At 70.7% G+C, this 18,455-nt stretch carries 18 protein-coding genes; 7 read left to right on the forward strand and 11 right to left on the reverse strand.

The features are described 5' to 3' along the window. The first annotated feature begins 553 nt into the window (after nt 1–553). The 7 genes from ACTWQO_RS03690 (at nt 554) to ACTWQO_RS03720 (ending at nt 6,191) form a co-directional block, all read left to right on the forward strand. Nucleotides 554–997, forward strand: coding sequence for a hypothetical protein (locus tag ACTWQO_RS03690; protein ID WP_443235723.1), 444 nt, complete (start codon nt 554–556; stop codon nt 995–997). 80 nt (nt 998–1,077) lie between these two features. Next, entirely contained in the window at nt 1,078–1,668 is a 591-nt protein-coding gene (gene lipB / locus ACTWQO_RS03695; RefSeq protein WP_443235724.1) for a lipoyl(octanoyl) transferase LipB, read from the forward strand. Nucleotides 1,669–1,801: 133 nt separating this feature from the next. After that, nucleotides 1,802–3,100, forward strand: coding sequence for an SNG1 family protein (locus ACTWQO_RS03700; protein WP_443235725.1), 1,299 nt, complete (start codon nt 1,802–1,804; stop codon nt 3,098–3,100). Nucleotides 3,101–3,186: 86 nt separating this feature from the next. Beyond that, the gene (locus ACTWQO_RS03705; RefSeq protein WP_443235726.1) at nt 3,187–3,756 is read left to right on the forward strand and encodes a TetR/AcrR family transcriptional regulator; all 570 of its coding nucleotides are present in this window, start codon (nt 3,187–3,189) and stop codon (nt 3,754–3,756) included. Nucleotides 3,757–3,937: 181 nt separating this feature from the next. Next, a complete protein-coding gene (locus tag ACTWQO_RS03710) occupies nt 3,938–4,411 on the forward strand; it encodes a hypothetical protein (protein ID WP_443235727.1) in 474 nt (157 codons plus the stop codon). Nucleotides 4,412–4,734: 323 nt separating this feature from the next. Beyond that, nucleotides 4,735–5,508, forward strand: a complete 774-nt coding sequence (locus tag ACTWQO_RS03715; protein WP_443235728.1) for a histidine kinase — start codon at nt 4,735–4,737, stop codon at nt 5,506–5,508. Further along, nucleotides 5,508–6,191, forward strand: a complete 684-nt coding sequence (locus ACTWQO_RS03720) for a response regulator (RefSeq protein WP_443235729.1) — start codon at nt 5,508–5,510, stop codon at nt 6,189–6,191. The genes ACTWQO_RS03715 and ACTWQO_RS03720 overlap by 1 nt, the downstream gene beginning before the upstream one ends. 40 nt (nt 6,192–6,231) lie before the next feature. Here the strand turns inward: ACTWQO_RS03720 and ACTWQO_RS03725 are convergent, their stop codons facing one another. Genes ACTWQO_RS03725 through ACTWQO_RS03775 form a run of 11 tightly spaced genes read right to left on the reverse strand, consistent with a single transcriptional unit; the run spans nt 6,232 to nt 17,968 of the window. Then, nucleotides 6,232–6,459, reverse strand: coding sequence for a hypothetical protein (locus ACTWQO_RS03725; protein WP_443235730.1), 228 nt, complete (start codon nt 6,457–6,459; stop codon nt 6,232–6,234). A gap of 43 nt (nt 6,460–6,502) precedes the next feature. After that, the gene (locus tag ACTWQO_RS03730) at nt 6,503–7,753 is read right to left on the reverse strand and encodes an alpha/beta hydrolase family protein (protein WP_443235731.1); all 1,251 of its coding nucleotides are present in this window, start codon (nt 7,751–7,753) and stop codon (nt 6,503–6,505) included. Continuing rightward, a complete protein-coding gene (locus ACTWQO_RS03735; protein ID WP_443235732.1) occupies nt 7,750–8,835 on the reverse strand; it encodes an LLM class flavin-dependent oxidoreductase in 1,086 nt (361 codons plus the stop codon). Before ACTWQO_RS03735 ends, ACTWQO_RS03730 begins: the two co-directional genes overlap by 4 nt. Further along, a complete protein-coding gene (locus ACTWQO_RS03740) occupies nt 8,832–9,542 on the reverse strand; it encodes a DNA alkylation repair protein (protein WP_443235733.1) in 711 nt (236 codons plus the stop codon). The genes ACTWQO_RS03735 and ACTWQO_RS03740 overlap by 4 nt, the downstream gene beginning before the upstream one ends. Further along, nucleotides 9,535–10,773 (reverse strand): MFS transporter, encoded by a 1,239-nt coding sequence (locus tag ACTWQO_RS03745; protein WP_443235734.1) that lies wholly within the window; start codon nt 10,771–10,773, stop codon nt 9,535–9,537. The genes ACTWQO_RS03740 and ACTWQO_RS03745 overlap by 8 nt, the downstream gene beginning before the upstream one ends. After that, on the reverse strand, nt 10,770–11,585 hold the full coding sequence (locus ACTWQO_RS03750) for an alpha/beta fold hydrolase (RefSeq protein WP_443235735.1): 816 nt from the start codon (nt 11,583–11,585) through the stop codon (nt 10,770–10,772). Before ACTWQO_RS03750 ends, ACTWQO_RS03745 begins: the two co-directional genes overlap by 4 nt. A 25-nt stretch (nt 11,586–11,610) precedes the next feature. Next, nucleotides 11,611–12,861, reverse strand: coding sequence for an NAD(P)H-dependent oxidoreductase (locus ACTWQO_RS03755; RefSeq protein WP_443235736.1), 1,251 nt, complete (start codon nt 12,859–12,861; stop codon nt 11,611–11,613). 11 nt (nt 12,862–12,872) lie between these two features. Then, nucleotides 12,873–14,255 carry a radical SAM family heme chaperone HemW gene (hemW, locus tag ACTWQO_RS03760; protein WP_443235737.1) on the reverse strand — a complete coding sequence of 461 codons (1,383 nt, stop codon included), beginning with the start codon at nt 14,253–14,255 and terminating at the stop codon, nt 12,873–12,875. A 35-nt stretch (nt 14,256–14,290) separates the two neighbouring features. Further along, complete coding sequence (locus ACTWQO_RS03765) at nt 14,291–15,667, reverse strand: coproporphyrinogen-III oxidase family protein (protein ID WP_443235738.1); 1,377 nt, start codon at nt 15,665–15,667, stop codon at nt 14,291–14,293. Next, nucleotides 15,624–17,057, reverse strand: coding sequence for a B12-binding domain-containing radical SAM protein (locus ACTWQO_RS03770; protein ID WP_443235739.1), 1,434 nt, complete (start codon nt 17,055–17,057; stop codon nt 15,624–15,626). The genes ACTWQO_RS03765 and ACTWQO_RS03770 overlap by 44 nt, the downstream gene beginning before the upstream one ends. After that, a complete protein-coding gene (locus ACTWQO_RS03775; RefSeq protein ID WP_443235740.1) occupies nt 17,054–17,968 on the reverse strand; it encodes a cyclase family protein in 915 nt (304 codons plus the stop codon). Before ACTWQO_RS03775 ends, ACTWQO_RS03770 begins: the two co-directional genes overlap by 4 nt. Nucleotides 17,969–18,455 lie beyond the last annotated feature (487 nt).

Genomic DNA, 18,455 nt, shown 5'->3' on the forward strand with positions numbered 1-18,455 from the left:
TGGAACCAGCGGTGTCGACTGCGCCCGTCCCGACGGCACCTCAACCTCTGCGACGAACGCTCCCGCACCCCCCACTCCGTCCGCTGATCCCCGCACGGTCGGCGCTCACCCGGGCGGAGAGCCCGTCAAGCCGCCGTCGCACGTGGACGACGAGGGAGCCGGCCCGACCCCAGCACCGACCGCCACTCCCACGCCTTCGCCCTCGCCCAGCGCAACCTCCGCGACAACGAGCCTTGCGGACATCCTCGGTCCCCTCTTCCGCGACGACGCCGAGCAGCAAGGCCCGTCACCCGACCCGAGCCCCTCACTCCACGCGAGCCCCTCACTCGACGCGAGCCCTTCACCAAGCTCGGCCACTTCGAGGCCAGAGTCCGGAGCACCGCCCGAGCCCCGGCTGTCCACCACGCCCGTATCACCTGTACCCAGCCACCGGGCCGTCGAGCCGTCGCCCCGACCGGAGTCGTCCCAAGGAACTGCCCGCACCTGCGACATCAGCGACCTCAAGGCCCCCGAGGAACATGAGGCCGGCCGATTCTCCGCCGAGGCATGGCACATGAAGGGGAGCCGCCTCGAACTGCACGACCTCGTCTTCGGCGGCGTGGTGACCGTGGAGACAGCCGCCGGGCCCAAACGGGTGCTCAAGTTCACCGCGGCGGCGGTCACGATCCGCGACCTGAAAATGGCGGTACCCGTCGGCCCACAGATCCAGCACATCGACGGAGCACCCGGCTCCACCTCCACGCTCCGGGGCGACGGCATCACCATGTACGTCGAAAGCCTGACAGGCACCCTCTCCAGCATCGAAAACCTTCCCGCACCACCCGTCCTCCGCCTGCGCCTCACCCCGGACACCATTCCGGAGTGGCTCTACGACACGGTCGGGAAGCTCGACCTCAAGCTCCAACTCGGCCTGGACGACGCCGACATCGACCAAGCCGGACAGACAGGCGGAAAACTCGCCATCCCGGGGATCCACGGGTACGGAACGCCACGCTGAAGCCGGCCCCAAGCGGCTGTGGCTGGTCGTGGTCATGGGTGATGACAAAAGGCACAGGAGAGGTAATGCAGCCAGGGGAGATGGAGCGAGTCGATCTGGGTGAGGTGCCGTACGAGGTGGCGCGGGCCGACATGGCCGGTTGGGTGGCCGAGCGGAAGCAGGGGCGTACTGGGGATCGGCTGTTTCTGCTCACTCACCCTCCCGTGATCACCTACACGGCGCGGACACCGGCCGGCCAACTGCCGGAACCGGCTTCACCGATCAGCCTGGTCGAAGTCGACCGGGGAGGTCACGCCACCTATCACGGGCCGGGGCAGCTGATCGGGTATCTCGTGCTGAACGTACGCGAGCTAGGACCTCGCGGCTTGATACGACGGATCGAACACGCCCTGATCCGTGCGCTGGGATCACTCGGATTCGACGCGATACGCCGGGACACACCCCGAGGCGCGGAGAGCCTGGTCGGCGTGTGGACCACCGACCACCGCAAAATCGCCTCCATCGGCATGCGCATCAGCGACGGCGTCACCAGCCACGGATTCGCGCTCAACGTCGCCCCGGACCTCGACGTCTACACCATGTTCACGGCCTGCGCCCTGCCCGGTGTCCGGATGACCTCGTTGGCTCAACTCGCTGCCGAACTCGGCCGGCCCACGCCTACGGAGTCCTAGCTGGGTGCTGCATCCCCGGTTCCGCCTCGACGGCCGTGTGGGCCGAGATTGAACGTTCCGAGGGTCGCCGGACCGCAATGAAGCTGTCCGCCCCTCTCCGGATATGAGTCGTTGTCCGAGACCGGAGTAAGTCATGAGTGGGATTCACCCGTTCCGCGTCCTGCGTGCCAAACCCCTGTGGATCGCCAACGGCGTCATCACGGGCGTCCTCGCGCTGCTGTTCACCGTGTTCTATGTCGGGGCCAATATCGATCCCGTCGATCACATGAAGAATCTGCCCGTCGGCCTGGTGAACGCTGACAAGGGGGCCGCTGTCGGCGGCGAACAGGTCAACCTGGGGGTTCGGATCACCGAGTCGATCAAGGAGTCCACCGCGAGCGGGGGCAAGATCGACTGGAAGGTGATGGACGAGAAGGAGATGAAGGAGGAACTCGGCAAGGGCAAGCTGTTCGGCGCGCTCGTCGTGCCCGCCGACTTCACCTCCGCCACCACCGCACTCACCGGCACCGCGACCGCCGGGGCCCCGACCCGTCCGACGCTGACGGTGCTGACCAACCAGTCCGCCGGCAGCGTGGGATCCAGCCTGGCCCGGACGGCGACGACGCAGGCGGCCGAAAGCGCCTCGCTCCAGGTCGGCAAGGAGCTCACCGCCCAGAGCGGGCCCGGGCAGGCGGAACTGCCCATCGCGGCACGCCTCCTCCTGGCCGACCCGGCCGTCATCACGGTCAAGGACGGCCATCCCCTCGACGCGCACAGCGGCCTGGGCCTGACGGCCTTCTACTACGCGCTCGTCCTCGTGGTCTGCGGCATGCTCTCCGCCAACGTCATCAGCGGCCAGGTCGACCACGCCCTCGGCCACACCCACAACGACATGGGCCCGCTGCGCCTGCACCGCCCGCTCATCCGGGCGACCCGGGTGCAGGCCCTCGCCATCAGCAGCACGCTCATGGCCGGGCTGTCGCTGCTGATGGGGAGCCTGGTCATGGTGGGCGCGGTCGGCCTCATGGGGATGCACGCCGCCCATCTGCCACTGCTGTGGCTGTTCTCGGTGTGCGCCATCGCGGTCTCCGGGATCGGTGCGCTCACCCTGCTCGCCGTGTTCGGCACGCCCGGCATGCTGGTGGTCACTCTGGTCTTCATCGGAATGGCGGTGCCGACGGCCAACGCCACCACGCCGGTCCAGGCACTGCCCGGCTTCTACCGCTTCCTCGCGGAGTTCGAACCGCTGCGGCAGATTACCGGCGGCATCCGCTCGATCCTCTACTACGACGCCCAGGCCGACGCCGGCCTGACCCGGGGCTGGGGCATGATGGCCGTCGGCCTCGCGGCGGCCGCCCTCTTCGGCTTCGGCATGACCAGCTGGTACGACCGCAAGGGGCTGCACCGCATCCCCGCCGAGACGGAGCCCAAGAAGACCGCTGCCCCGGCGTAGCGGAAGGCGGCTCACCCAAGAGAGGCGCCGACGCGTATGGAAACCGATCGGTTTCTATTTGGTCCGATTCGAGTTAACCTCGCGGTATGACTACCGAAGTGAAGCAAAGCCCCCGGGAGCGGCTGCTGGAGGCGGCAGCCACGCTCACCTACCGCGACGGCGTCGGCATCGGCGTCGAGGCGCTGTGCAAGGCGGCGGGGGTGTCGAAGCGCTCCATGTACCAGTTGTTCGAGAGCAAGGACGAACTGCTGGCGGCGAGCCTGAAGGAGCGTGCCGCTGCCTTCGTGGCGAGGGCGCTGCCACCGGCAGATGATGGCCGCTCCCCCCGCGAGCGGATCCTGTACGTCTTCGAGCGGGTGGAGTCGCAGGCGGGTATGCCCGACTTCCAGGGCTGCCGGTACCTGGCTGTGCAGATCGAGCTCAAGGATCAGGCCCACCCCGCGAGCCGGGTGGCCCACCAGATCAAAGCCGGCCTGACGGCCTTTTTCCGTTCCGAGGCCGAACGGGGTGGGGCGAGCAACCCCGACCTGCTGGCCCGGCAGCTCATCCTGGTCTTCGACGGCGCCAGCGCCCGCGCGGGGATCGGCGCCGACAATCTGACCGGGCTCGTCGCGCCCACTGTGACCACCCTGCTCGATGCGGCAGACATGCGCTGATCCACTCCGCCTTCGAGCCGGATCGGCGACCGAAGCCCCCTTTCGGGTTGATGCCCGTCTCCGGCAGCCGGAGCAGCGACAGGTGCACGGTTTCCCGCAGTCTCCGCGTGCCGTAGTCACCCGGTGCTCAACCCGACTTACATGTCGAAACCGATCGGTTTTCATCTTCGTGGAGGCAGTCATGACAGCAATCAAGGGCGCCGGCGTCTTCGTCACCGGAGGCAGCCGGGGCATCGGCAAGATGCTGGACTGGGTCGCCGAGCGGATGCTGGAGTGGTCCGGCCTGCCGACCGTGAACATCCGCGCGGCCATGTTCGTCGAGAACCCCCTGATGACCTGGCTGGCCCTGGGCCCGCTGAGCGAGGGTGAACTGCGCCCACCCTTCGGCCCCCACCGGCTCGCGCCCATCGCCGGCTACGACGTGGCGGTCCCCGTAGAGGTCGAGACCTGGAACGAGACCTACATCGACAGCGCCGACGCCCTGGCCGCGGTCCCGCACACCGTCGAGCGCCTGAAGACCCTGACCCGGCTGATGGGCGGCGGAGGCTACCGCGGCGTCTCCGACCAGCTGGAAACCCTCCTCGGACGCCCCCCGAAGACCGTCCGCTGGGCGCTGCGGAACCATCCGCTCATCCAGAAGCCGGCATCCGCCTGAGCCACGGTGGAGTTCCGCTTCAACGTGTAGCGGATGACTCAGCCCCACATCGCGGCCCTGCGCGCGAACCCATGGGCCGGTGGGACTGCTTGCCAGCGGCTGGAGCAGCGGGCCTGGAAGCCCGGAGCTTCCTGCGGGCATCCGGCGATCGTCGGGTGGACCCCCGCCGAGTGGCTGGAACTTGGTTCCGCTTCAACGTCCGGCGCCCGGCGGCGGAGCGGGGTCAAAGGCTTCAAGTCTTAGCAAAGGCCCCGTGGCGGCCTCCTGTTGTTCGCCATGCTGTGATCAGCCATGTGCTAACACGGGGGTTCCAAATGTGGCACTTGAGTGATCAAGATCCGTACATACCTCGCCACGACTCCGCACCAATCGAATCCTGTCCGATCGATGCCGCGTGCCATCACGACGAGAAGCAGCACACCTCGGACGCGGCCGCCCAAGTGGCCGCCGAACGCCGGCGGTTGGCAGATCTGCTGCACGACATCCTCACCTGCGATCTGGTGGTCATCGCCTCCCTGTCCGAGCAACTGCGGGCGGCCGAGGGCGAGACGGCCCCGGAGCTGCCGACGGCCATCGCCGACGCGAGCCGCCGGGCACTCGACAGCCTGCGCCAGTTCATCGGCCCACTGCGCAGGGATCGTCCGGCCGATACGGACCGGCGGGCACCGGCCGACTTCGCGGCGCTGCTGCACACCGTAGGGAGCCGGCCGGTGGAAGGGCTCTTGGGCATCACCGCCGAGGCCGACGACCCCTCCGCACCCCTGCCCGGCCGGCACCGGCCGCTGATCGAGCGGATGGTGCTGGAGTCGCTGGCCAACGCCGTCAAGCACAATCCCGGCGGCACGTTCTCCATGCACCTGGTTTCCCGGCCGAGCCTTGTCGTCCGCACCTGCTCCCTGCCCCCTTCGGGCGGGCAGCGGCGCCGTTCCACACCGTGGATCGCGACGTCCGGCACCGGCAGCGGGCTGGCCCGGCTCGAGGCCGAGTTCCGGGAGGCCGGCGGCGAGTTGACCGTGCTCCGGTCGAAGCACGGGAGGCTCGATCTGACGGCCAGTCTGCCGTGGCGCGGCAGCACGGCAGGGAGCGGGGAGAGCTGATGGCGCGGCCGACACTGCTGGTGGCGGACGACTCGCCGGTACTGCGCACCGGGCTGCGCACGATGTTCTGCGAGCGCACCGGGGTGACCTGGGTCGGCGAGGCCGTGGACGGGCGTGCGGCGGTGGCCGCATGCCGGCGGCTGCATCCGTCCGTGGTCCTCATGGACGTGAAGATGCCGGTGATGGACGGACTCGCCGCCACGCAGGAGATCTGTTCGCCGGGCGGCGTGCCGGGCACCCGGGTCGTGATGCTGACCGTCTTCGACCAGGACGAGATCGTCTTCGACGCGTTACGGGCCGGGGCGTGCGGGTTCGTCCTCAAGGACTGCCCGCCCGAGCAGATCATCTCGGCCGTACGTCTGGCAGCGACCGGCGAGGCGTTGCTGTCCCCCCGGATGACCGCGCAGCTCATCAAGGAGTTCGCGCGCAGTCCGCGCCGGGCCGAGGCGGGCCGTGATCTCGAGGCCGCCCTCACGTCCCGGGAGCGGGAAGTCTTCGACTGCGTCATGGTCGGGATGCACAACGACGAGATCGCGGCACGGCTGTCGATGAGCCCGAGCACCGTCAAGAGCCATGTGCGGCACCTGTGCCAGAAGTTCGGTGCCCGGGACCGGGTGCAGCTGGTCATCGCCGGGTATGAGGCGGGGCTGGTCCGTACGGTGCGCGACGTCCAGGACGAGTGAGCCTCGGCAGGCCGGAAAGTCGTACTCGACCAAGCGGTACTCAACTCATCCGCAGGCCGTCGGGCAGGCGGGCCGTGCAGCACAGTCCGGAGACCACGGCACGGTCCGCCCGCAGCGCCGCCCGCGCGTCGAGGCCGGCCGTCCACTCGCCGACCAGCCGCGGGTCGACCCCCGAGCTCGGCGCGCCCGCGTGCACCAGCCCGACGAGCACCGTGAGCCGCAGCCAGGTCAGCACTCTGAGCGGGCGGCGAAGGCATCCGCGGACCACCGCACGTCCTCGCCCCCGGCACCGGCAACAGGGCCCGGGGCCGTCAGGCCCGCGGGTCCACATGCGGGTCTCCGACCACGACGCCGTCTCCGCGAACGCCGCGCCCCTCCCCGGGACCGGCCGGCACATCCGCCCCCTCAGCCACCCCCCGACCAGCCCCCAGCACCTCCGCCAGCCAGTTGCGCAGTCCGCCCTCCCACTCCGGCCGGTGGTTGAAGCACATGTGGTCGCCGTCGGGGTAGAGCGTGGTGGTCTGGGGCGCGTGCAGGCGCTGTTCGATGGTGCGGGCGTGGTGCGGGCGGACCGTGGTGTCGGCGCCTCCCGCGACCTGCCAGACCGGGCAGCGCACGGCGGGAAGGTGCTCCTCGGCGGTGAAGTCGCGCAGGGCGCGCTCGACCGCCGTGCGGGAGGTGGCGCCCAGGTTGTAGGCGATGGTCTGGGGGATCGGCGGCGGTGCTCCCCGGAAGACGTCGAGCAGGCCGACCGGAGCGGAGATCAGACCGCAGGCCGCGATACGCGGGTCGGTTCCGGCGGCGCGCAGCGCGAAGTAGCCGCCGGCGCTGCCGCCCACGACGGCGATCCGGGCCGGGTCGATGCCGGGGTGCCGGCACAGCTCGTCCAGCACCGCGGAGACCGCGCCCTCGGCGTCCGGCCGCCAGGTCACGCCGTGCAGCCGGCGCAGTTCGCCCTGGCCGGGCAGGTCCATCGCGGCACTGGCCCAGCCGCGACGCAGATAGGCCTCGGTGATGCCGTGGAACTCCTCCTTGACCCCGTCCACGCCCCCGAGGGTGAGCACACACGGCACCGGGCCTTGATCCTCGTACGACGGAATCCGCAGGGCGACCGGGAGCGACAGGCCGTCCCAGGGGATGTCGAGGCGCAGCAGGGGCGGGTTCAGCAGCGCTCCGGCCCGGGAGGCGGTGGCCACCAGCTTCCGCCACAGCTCGCTTCTGCGGGTATCGCTCGTCTCCAGGTACTCGGCGATGCGCAGATACACGGCGGCCTGCTGGTACGACTCCGCCGCGGACGCCGCGTCGCCGCCCGCCCGGTACCGCTCGCCCAGGTCCGTGTGGCGGGCGGCCAGCGCGCACCAGGTGCTCACCCAGGCGCGTGGCGAGTCGACGGCGCGCAGCGCCTCGACCGCCTCCCCGGCGTCGGCGCCCATGAACAGCAGGCGCGGCAGCAGCGGTTCCCGGCGGCGCAGCCCCAGCATGCTCAGGCCTTTGCGGCGGCTCAGGGCGATACGGAAACCGAGGGGGAAGGTACGGTCCTGCGCGGTCGGTGACGTGGTCATGCTGCTGCCGCCCGGGAGCCGAAGTGCGGGGCCACATGCTCCGCGAAGAGTTCGAGTGACCGGGTCACGGCGACCCGGTCCTGCCCGAAGTCGAAGGTGCCGGCCACCACCGTGGCCCGGGTGTCGGCGATCAGCGCGGCGAGGGAGTCGGCAACGCCCTCCGGGTCTCCGATCAGTACGGCGGACCGCTCGATCGCGCCGTCCACCGTGAACGTCCCCCAGCGCTTGCCCAGTTCGGGATAGTGCGCGAAGTCGGCGGGCACCCCGTCGCGCATGAAGGAGGCGATCGCGGAGGAGCCCGCGGCCCTGGTCTCGGCCACGTACCGCAGCAGCGCCCCGTCGGCCTCCGCGCGCGCCTGCGGGCCGGTGTCGGAGACGTGGACATGGACGTTGACCAGGATCTCGCCGGGCGGCAGCGACGCCTCCTCCCTGGCCTTGCGGTAGAGGTCGATCTTCTCGGTGAGCTTGCTCGCGTCCGCCGACAGCAGCGGCGCCACCATCAGGTTGAACCCGCCGTTTCCGGCCCACTCGAAGGTCTGCGGCGTGGTGCTGGCGGCCACCCACAGCGGCGGTGACGGCTCCTGGCGGCAGCGCGGGTGGACGGTCAGCGCCGGAAACGTGGCCGTGCGCCCGTGGTGTTCCTCCAGCGGGCCGCGCAGCGCACGCGCGATCACGTCGACACCCTCGACGAACCGCTCCCGGCTCTCGTCCATGGGGACGCCGAAACCGTCGTACTCGCTCTTCAGGAAGGCCCGTCCGAGCCCGACGTCGAGGCGTCCGCCCGTCACCTGGTCGAGGGTGGCGATCCGCTCGGCCACCGACAGCGGGTGGTGGTACGGAACCTGTACGACGCCCAGTCCGAAGCGCAGCCGGGGCGCGGCGTCGGCCAGTCCGGCGATCACCACGTCCGGTGCGGACAGCAGGCCGCCGTGCGCCTGGAAGTGGTGCTCGGCGAACCAGGCGCCGTGGTAGCCGAGCCGGTCGGCGGCGACGGTGACGTCCCGCAGCCGGGCGAACATCGCGCTGTCGGTGCCGTCGACGCGCGGGTCGAAGGTCGGCAGGTGAAAGATGTCGAACCTCATGGGTGTGCCTCGCTCTCCAGACGGCCGATGATCTCTTCGCTGCGGTCGGGGTGGGACTTCTTCAGATGCCGGCACGCGTTGCGGATCACCCACGCGGCCCGGGGGTCGCCCTCGGCGGCCCAGCCGAGCAGTGTGTCGGCGACCAGTCCGGGGTGTTCCTTGCTGATGTCGCTGATCGCGTTCGCGGCGGACTTGCGCACATAGGCGCTGTCGTCCGCGCGCAGCCGGCCGAGCAGGCCGAGCGCCTGCCCGGGGTGGTCGCGGAAGTGGTCGCGCCGGGTCCACACCCGCGGTCCCTCGGCCGCGGCCCGACGGACGTTGGCCCGGTCATGGCCGATCCACTCCTCGACGACCGGTACCGAGGCGGCCCAGCCCCGTTCCGCGCAGTACCAGTCGAACGCCTTGGCCAGCCCTTCCTGCACCCGCCAGTCCGGGTCCTCGGCGCACACGCCGGTGAGCAGCTCCAGAGCCCGGTCGTTCGTCACGGCGGCGGGGCCGAGCAGGATCGCGGCGCCCATCCGCACGGTGTGGTCCTGTTCGGGCCGGCCCGCGTTCTCCCAGATCCCGGCGAGCGCGTCGGTCAGCAGGTCCGGCCGGTCGCCGTGGCGCTTCCAGTAGCCTGCCGCGATCTTGCGCAGCTGGGGCACGCTCGCGCCCGCGGTCTCCGCGCGGAACTCCTGGGCCAGGTCCTCGGGTCGTTCATGCACTGCCGTCCACCGTCCTCGGTCGCGTCTCCCTGAGCAGAAGCGCGACGGCGAAGGTGAGCGCGCAGACCACGGCCAGCACCCGGAAGCGGGTGCCGGCCGCGAGATGCTCGGCGAGCAGTCCGCCGAGCACCGGGCCGACGACCGGGCCGACACCCTGGGCGAGTCGGTTCGCGCCCATGGCCGAGCCCAGGCGCCGGGGATCGCGGGCGAGTACCTCGTCGCTCACCATCGTCGTCGCCAGGGAAATGATGGGCCCTTCGGCGACCCCGACGAAGGCGTACACGACGGCCACGGTCCATACGGAGACGCCCGCGGCCGGCAGCGCGGCCAGGGCGAGGCCCAGCAGGGCCAGCGCCACCAGCATCGGCGGCTTGCGCCCCACCCGGTCCGCCGCCTGTCCGGCCACGATCGTGCCGACCGCGGCGACGATCTCGTACGGCACGAAGACCGCGGCGATGACGAACGCCGAGGCGTCCAGCGCGGACAGGCTGAACGGCACCAGGAACGTCGCCGCGACGCCGACCGCGAACGCGAGGCCGGCCACCAGACCCGACAGCAGGATCGTGCGCGACCGGAACCAGTCGAACGTCTGCACCGCGGCCACGCCGAGGGGCGTGCGGTGCCGCTCCTTCGCGCTCTCCGGCACACCGCCGGCCACGGCCACGGCGGCGGCGCCCACCAGCACCGCGTCCACGACGAGCACCGCGCGCCAGCCCGCCGTGGCGACCAGCGCGCCGCCACCGACGTACCCCACCACCGAGCCGATGCCGATCATGCCGGCCAGGGCGCCGATCGCCCGGCCCCGCAGCTGCGGCGGGAACAGATCGGCGGGCACGGTGAACGCGGGGGAGAGAAACAGCCCGCGGCCGACCCCGAACAGTACCCAGCCGACCGCGAAGGCCGCGGCGGGCTGCCAGGGCAGGGCCGCGATCAGGAGCGCCGGCACACACAGCGTGAGACCGCCCAGGATCAGCGGCCGGCGGCCGTAGCGGTCGGCGAGCACCCCGGCGGGGATGCTCATCCCCGTCATCACCAGCGACGACACGGCCATGATCGTCCCGAGGGAGCCGGAGCGCAGCCCGAGGTCCTCGCTGATGTCCGGCAGTGCCGGGAAGACCGACATCATCGCCGCCCAGAGCAGGAAGACGCCCGCCGCGAGCACGGTGAGCGGCCTTCCGTGCTCCCCGCGCAGCAGTCCGCCCCGCGCGGTGGCGGTCTGAGCCGGAGTCATACGGCCGCCAGGAAACGGTGGATGCGGTCGGCGACGTCCTCCGGCTCCTCCATGAACATGAAGTGGCCGGTGCCGCCCACGGTCTCCAGCCGGGCGTCCGGGATGGTCTCGGCGAGGTAGCGGGCGCGGTCGAGCGGGGTGCTGCGGTCCAGCTCGCCGGCGACGACCAGAGTGCGGGCGCGGATGCCGCGAACCGCCTCGCGCAGGTCCGGATGGCTGAGCCGGATGAGGTTGCGGTGCACCTGGAAGGGCACCCACGACCAGCTCGCCACCACCCGGTCCGCCACGCCCGGGTAGCCGTCCACGAAGAAGAACGGGGCGGCGCGGGCGTTGGACTCGGTGATGACGTCCCGGTACGTCGCCTCGGTGACCTCCGGGCGCTTCCACTTCATCTCGTAGTGCGCGGCGGCGCCCATCAGCACCAACGTCTGTACCAGGGAGGGCTGTTCGAGAGCGATCAGCATGGAGGTGACCGCGCCGAGCGAGTGCCCGACCGGGATCACCTCCGTCCAGCCGCGCTCCTTCGCCACGTACGCGATGTCCTCGGCGCACTGCCGGGCCGACAGCTCGACGTCCTCCTTGGACGACAGCCCGTGCCCCCGCAGATCGACCGCGACGCACCGGTGGGTGGCATCGAGGTGCCCGATCAGTTCGGTGAAGTGGGTGTGGTTGTCACGGTTGCCGTGCAGGAACAGCAACGGCGGCCCGGTGCGCGGTCCGGACTCGCGCAGGAACAGCTGCGCGCCGTCGGGGAGTCGTACGACATCGCAGGTGGGAACCGGGGCCTCGGACGGGTTGGCGGTGGTGGTCATGTGCGGCAACTCCTGGAGCGGGATGTCACGGCTGGGGGAGGGGAGTGGCGGTGGCGTCGCGGGACAGGGCTTGTACCTCCGCGAGGACCTCGCGGGTGGTGTACGTGCCCTTCATGGCCCGCAGGAGGCGGCCGGCGCGGTCCACGACCAAGGTGTGCGGCTCCACGTTCGGCGGCAGACCCAGGCTGTCGGCGAAGGCGCGTTCCCAGTCGAGAAGGACCGGTACCGGGTGGTTCTGGTCGCTGATGCGGCCCTTGACGAAGTCACGGGAGACGAAGGGCGGGAGCCGGTCCACCGCGGCCACCAGCCTCAGGTCGAGGCCGGGGGCGAGCTTGGCCATGGTGGCCAGCCGCCGGGCCGCCTCCTCGCTCTTCTCCTGACCGGCCAGCACCAGCACCAGCGGATCGGCGCGGTCCTGTTCCACGGCGAGGTCGAAGGGACGGTCGTCCAGCCCCTGCAGCCCGGACAGCTCCTCGGTGACGTCGCGGCCGGTGACGCTGCCGACCCGCGGTGAGGCGCCCGGCAGGTTGAAGGTGGAGAAGCCGATGGCCGAGGTGACCCGGCGGCCCACCTGCCGCGCGATCTCCACCGCGAAGTCGGCCTCCCGCACCCCCTGCCCCCACGGCTTCTCACGGATCCCGGGCTGCTCGTCGAACTCGATCAGGCTCAGCCCGACACTGACGACGACCGACAGCTTCACGTTCGTCCACAGCGGCATCAGCTGGGCCATCGCCCATTCCTGGCCGATCCCGCCGGAGGTGACGATCTGTCCGGCCACCTTGCCCTGGAACGCCTTGCCCTTGACGTCCGCGGCGACCTCGTAGTTGTAGTACTGGTAGTCCAGATCGTCCTCGTCGGCCGGCTCACAGCGGTCCAGCCACTGCTTCCAGGTGAACGGCAGTCCGAGCGCGTACACCGGCGAGGCGAAGATGAAGGCGTCGGCCCAGCGGATGTGGCGGAAGAGCCGGGTGTACTGGTCCTCCGGCCGTTTGAACAGGTGGCACTGCTTGCTGTTCATGCAGTCGCCGCAGCCGTCGCAGTCGACCACGGGGAAGTCGACGAGGCGCACCAGACGGGTTTCCGCGCCCAGCTCCTCGGCGCCCTTCAGCGCTTGGCCGCACAGGTACTCGCTGGCACTCTCCCGGCCCACCTTGGGCGAGCCGCAGATGCCCAGCACCCGCCTGGTCCGGCCGTTCGCGGGCCGTTCGGTCTCCTCGTACGAACTCTCCTCGCGACCGGTCCGCGCGCGACCGATCTCCACATGGACGGGTTCCACGGTCCCCTCCCTCACCTCTCGGCCGCGGCCAGCGGCAGGTCCTTCTTCGCCCTGCCGCCCATCAGCCGGCCCCGGGCCAGCACCTCGCGCGGTATCGCCTCGATCCGCTTGAACTCCTCGGAGAAGAACTCGCGGCAGACGTTGTTGCCCCAGAACACGCCCTCCTCGGTGAGCCGCACCTCCTCGGGCGTGACCTCCAGCAGCCCGCGCTCGACGAGCGAGCCGATCGTGTCGCCGAAGACATCGAGCGGATCGGTGTCGAACAACTCGGCGAACCGTGGCCGGCTGACGGAGAACAGCCGCAGCCCCTTGGCCATCGCGCCGCACATCTCCTCGGAACGGTCCGCCTTCGACCCGATCAGCGCCGGGAACTCACCGGCGTCCACCGCCTGTTGGTAGGCGGCCAGCGGGCCCTTGTTGACGTACATGTAGCCGCCCAGATAGCCGAAGGCGGCGGCTCCGGCGCCCAGCAGGTCCTGCTGCTCGGAGAAGTAGAGGACGGCGTGCTTGTTGATCTTTCCGGGAAGGGCGAAGTCGTACACCGAGTACTGCTCGTAGCCGGCCTCGCGCAGCATGTCCGCGGCCATCCGGTACAGCTCGACCTCGTGCTCGTGGTCGCCGGGCGGGCGCAGTTTGCCCTTGTCGATCATCGAGTGGAGGCGGGTGAAGGGCGGGATGATCAGGGAGAACAGGGTGACGTGGTCGTACTCCCAGTCGATCGCCTCGGTGATGTCCGCCCGCCACTGCTCGGCGGTCTGCTCGGGCAGGTTGTAGATCAGGTCGATGCCGACGTTGTCGTAACCGGCCGCCCGGGCGTCGCGGGTGGCCTGCCGGGAGGTCTCCGGGTCCTGTGGGATCTCCAGCAGCTCGGCGTAGCGGTCGTTGAAGGTCTGCACGCCGAAGCTGATCCGGTTGCAGCCGTGCTCGCGGGTGGTGCGCAGTTTCTCGGCGGTGAAGTTGGACGGGTTGCCCTCGATGCTGATCTCGGCGTCCGGCGCGAAGTCGAGCCGGCCCCGGCAGTGGTCGAGGAACTCGGCGAACTGCCGTGCCGTCATACAGCTCGGGGTACCGCCGCCGACCGCGAGCGAGCCGAAGGTGGAGCCGCTGACGAGCGGGCTCTCGGCGTAGGCGGCGATCTCCTTGTTCAGCCGCAGCAGATAGGCGTCCATCTTCGCCTCGTCCATCAGCTGCTTGTTGAACGGGCAGAAGTTGCAGATCCGGTCGCAGAACGGGATGTGGACGTACATCGCCTTCTGTCCGCCACGGCGCGGTGGCGAGCCGAGCTCCATCAGGCCGGGTACGCCGGCCGGCTCGGGGGGTTCCGAGGGCAGCGGGTAGTGCGAGACGCAGATGCGTTCGCGCACCTCGTAGGCCTTGCTACTGGTGGACGACATGGGGCCCCTTCCTCGCTTCGGTTCTCGTCGGGTCGTCACTCGCTGCGGTGGCCCAGGCCGACGTCGACGACGTCGCGCTTACGGGCCAGCCGTTCGGCGAGGCGCTGGCCCCGCTCGCGGATCTCGGGGGAGTAGAACTCCTTGGCGACGTCGTAGCCGAAGAGCGCGCCCAGGTCGGTCAGACGTATGTCCTCGTCGGTCAGCTCGATCAGTCCGCGCTCTTCGAGCGAGGCCAGCAGCGGTCCGAAGACGTCCTCCGGGCGGGCGCCGTCGTGCCGGTCGGCGAACGCCTCCCGGGACACGGACAGCATCCGCAGCCCCATCGCCATGGTCGAGCGGGGCTTCTCGTGCTCGGGGGTCTTCTGGCCGGCGTTGACGGGCGGCACGCCCTCGGTCACCAGCTCGTGATAGCGCTTGAGTTCGGCGACGTTGACGTAGGTGTACTCGCCCACCGTGCCCATGGCTCCGGCGCCGAGGCCGAGCAGGTCCTGGTAGTCGGCGAAGTGGATGCGGGCGTGCCGGTAGTCGACGCCCGGCAGGGAGTAGTCCGGTACGGAGGTCTGCGTCAGGCCCCGCTGCTTCAGGTGGTCGCCCGCCGCCGTACACAGGTCCAGTTCGTGCCGCAGATCGCCGATCGCGTCGACCTTGCCCGACTCGACGTCGCGGGCCAGCTTGGTGTGCGGCATCACCGACAGCGGGAAGAGGGTCACCTGACCGACCCCGACCGACAGCGCGGTGTCGATGTCCTTGGTGAGTTGCTCGGCGCTCTGGCCGGGGAGGTTGTAGATCAGGTCGATGCTGACGCTGTCGATGCCCGCGGCCTGCGCCCACTCGATGACCTGGCGGGAGGTGGCGCCGTCCTGGGCGACGTCCGAGGCCTGGCCGATGCCGTCGTCGAAGGTCTGCACCCCGAAGCTGACCCGGGTCACCCCGGCGGCCCTGGCCGCGCGCAGCTTGGCCGGATCCACGGTGATGGGGCTGCACTCCAGGGTGATCTCGGCGTCCGGGGCGAACCGGAACGCGCTCCTGGCGTGGCCGAGCAGGTCGTCCAGCTGCGCCGCGGTCAGGATGCTCGCGGTGCCGCCGCCCAGGTAGAGGGAGCCGAACTCCACGGACGACAGGTAGGGCGTGCGGGCGTAGGTGGTCATCTCCCGTTTGAGGTCGGCGAGATACTGCTCGACCCGGCCCTCGTCGTGGGAGTACTTCACGAACGGGCAGAAGCCGCACAGGTACTTGCAGAAGGGGATGTGGACGTACATCGCCTTGGGCTGACCGGGCGCGGGCACGCCGAGCCCCATCAGGGACGCCACCGCGGTCCGGTCCTGCGGCGGTGCCCAGGGCATCGGGTAACACATCACCGGCTGACGGTCACGCCGGTCGTAGGGCAGGGTGCTGATGGTCGGTGCGGTCATGGCCGGGGCCTCCCGTTTTCGACAGGCGGAGCGAGCTCGTGGCGACCTCGCGGAGAAGTTCCTGGGGGTCGAAGTTCATGCGCACGCCGACGCGTGGGTTGGCTGCGGTGAAGTCCTCCACGGCGCGCAGGATCTCGGCGCACTCCCGCGGGCCGAGCGCCTCGTCGACGTAGAAGAGCGGCTGGAGCATGTCCGCGTCGGCGCCCTGCCCGGCGGCGGTGATCTTCTGCCAGAGCGGGGTCTGCGGGTAGACGCGGATGCCGAAGGCGATGGTGAGGATGTCGGGGGCGCACCGGCTCATGGTCCGGAGCGTCTCGGTCACGGTGTGCACGGTCTCGCCGGGGCCGCCGAGCAGCAGCGAATGGACGATCCGCATCCCGGAGGTGCGAGCGCACCGGGTGGCGTGCTCGATGTCCTCGACGGTGAAGTCCTTGGCCAGGTTCTCCAGCATTTCGGGAGATCCGGCGTCCAGGCCGAAGTTGAGGATCTCGCAGCCGGCCCGGCGGAACAGGTCGGTGAGGTCCTGGTCGTACTGGAGGGGATTGGAGTACGCCATCCAGGTGACGCCGAGATCGGCCTCCACCAGTGCCTCGCACACTCCGATGGCGTGCCGTCGGGGCAGGTTGAAGATGCTGTCGGTGATGAAGAAGCGGGTGACACCGGCCAGGTCACGGACGTGACGCATTTCGTCCACGATCGCGGCGGGCGAGCGCAGCCGGAACCGCTTGCCCTCCACCGAGGGCACCGGGCAGTACGTGCAGCGGAACGAGCAGCCGCGCTTGGTCTGGATTCCGTAGGTCGGCTGCGGTCCGACCATCTCCGTGCTGAAGTAGCGCGGGTCGGGACGGAAGAAGCGGGGGGCGACGATGGATTCCGGGTCGTCCACCCGGGCCGGCGGCGCCGTCTCGAAGCCGTCGCCGGTGCGGCGGATCAGGCCCGGCGCGTCGTCCAGCGGGGCGCCGGAGGCGATCGCGTCGGCGAGCGCGACCATCGCGGGCTCACCCTCGCCGACCACTCCGAGGTCGGCGCCGAGCACCCGCAGGATCTCCTCGGGCATCAGCGAGAACGCCGAGCCGCCCACCACCACCGGGGCGGGACAGACGGCACGGCAGGCCTCGATGACCGCTTTGACGTCGCCGAGATTGCCGCGGTAGCGCAGGTAGGTCTCGTTGTCCACGTTCCGTACGGAGACGCCGACCAGGTCGGGCCGGTAGGCGGTGACCCGTTCGGTGACCGCGGCGGTCAGGGTGTCGTCGGTCTCGAAGCACAGGTCGAGGATCTCGGCCTCGTGCCCGGCGTCGATGAGCGCGGTCTGCAAGTAGGCGACGCCCGCGGGTACGGCGTACGACGGGCGTTTCTCCCGGTTCGTCGAGATGAGCAGGGTCTTCACGGCTGGTCCCCTTCCTCGTCGGCCGGCCCCGCCGTGGCGGGCACGACGGCGGCCGGCCGTATCCAGCCGGCGCCCGCTCCGGCGACCCGCACGGGCAGGCACAGCACGGTGAAGCCGGTGGGCGACGGGATCCGGTCCAGGCCACCGAGGCGCTCCAGCTGCAGGAACTGCCGTCGCCGGCCGAGCAGATGGCATGGCCACAGGTGTGCGCTGTCGCCGGTCGCGTAGTAGCGGTCGATCATCACGGGGGCCGGCAGGTCGAAGCCGGCGGTGTCGATTCCGATGACCCGTACGCCGTGGTCGAGCAGCAACTCGGTGGCCTCGGGCGTCATCCCCGGGTGGGCGGTGAAGTAGCGCGGCGCCGGCCACAGCCGGTCGGCGCCGGTGTGCACGAGAACGATCTCTCCGGGTGCGGGCCGGTGCCCGAGCCGGTCCAGCTCCGCCCGTACGTCCTCGGCGGTGATCGGCGAGGCGGGCGGCTTGTGCGTCATCCGCAGCAGCACGCCCGGGCCGACGCACCACTCCAGCGGAATCTCGTCGATCCTGAGGGCGGGCCGCCCCTCGCACTCCGGGCCGTAGTGGTAGGGCGCGTCCATGTGCGACCCGGCGTGCACCGACAGCGTCAGGAACTCGTTGCCCAGGAACATCCGGTCGGGAAAGCAGTGCGGCCCGATCCCGGACCGCCGGCTGAGATACCCGACGGCCCGGCTGATCCGCGTCCGTAGCGGAGCCCTCCGGTTGAAGGCCGCCTTGCGCCCGATCCGCCGCCCCCCGTGCTCATGCCGCCATCGCTCCACCCGCCGCACGGCGGGGTCGTACGGGATCTCCTCGACCGGCATGCTCAGGTCGACCAACCGGTACCCGGTCCCGGCCAAGGCGGCGAGGCCGGCGCTCGGCACTGTCTCGGTCATGGTTCCTCCCTGCCGTCGGCGTTCAGCACCGCCGCGTCCGACGGCGACGTCCGGGGCGGGGGCTGCGACGGCCCCTCCGGGACCCGGCTCGCTATGCGGGTCATGACTTCTCCTTGCCGGCGGCTGTGAGCACCGCGGCGGCTGTGGACCGGCCGCCGACGGGGGGCGAGGGGTGCGGTGCGACGGTTGGTGACGAGGTCCGGGGTGGGTGATGCGGCGGTCCGTCCGGGGCCCGGCTCGCTGTGGGGGTCATGACTTCTCCTTGCCGGCGGCTGTGAGCACCGCGGCGGCTGTGGACCGGCCGCCGACGGGGGGCGAGGGGTGCGGTGCGACGGCTGGTGGCGAGGTCCGGGGTGGGTGATGCGGCGGTCCGTCCGGGGCCCGGCTCGCTGTGGGGGTCATGACTTCTACTTGCCGGCGGCTGTGGGCACCGAGGCGGCGGTGAAACCGCCGCTGCCGCGGGCCAGTACGAGCAAGGTGCGCAAGC

The sequence above is a fragment of the Streptomyces sp. 4N124 genome (assembly GCF_052245395.1).
Taxonomy (GTDB): Bacteria; Actinomycetota; Actinomycetes; order Streptomycetales; family Streptomycetaceae; genus Streptomyces.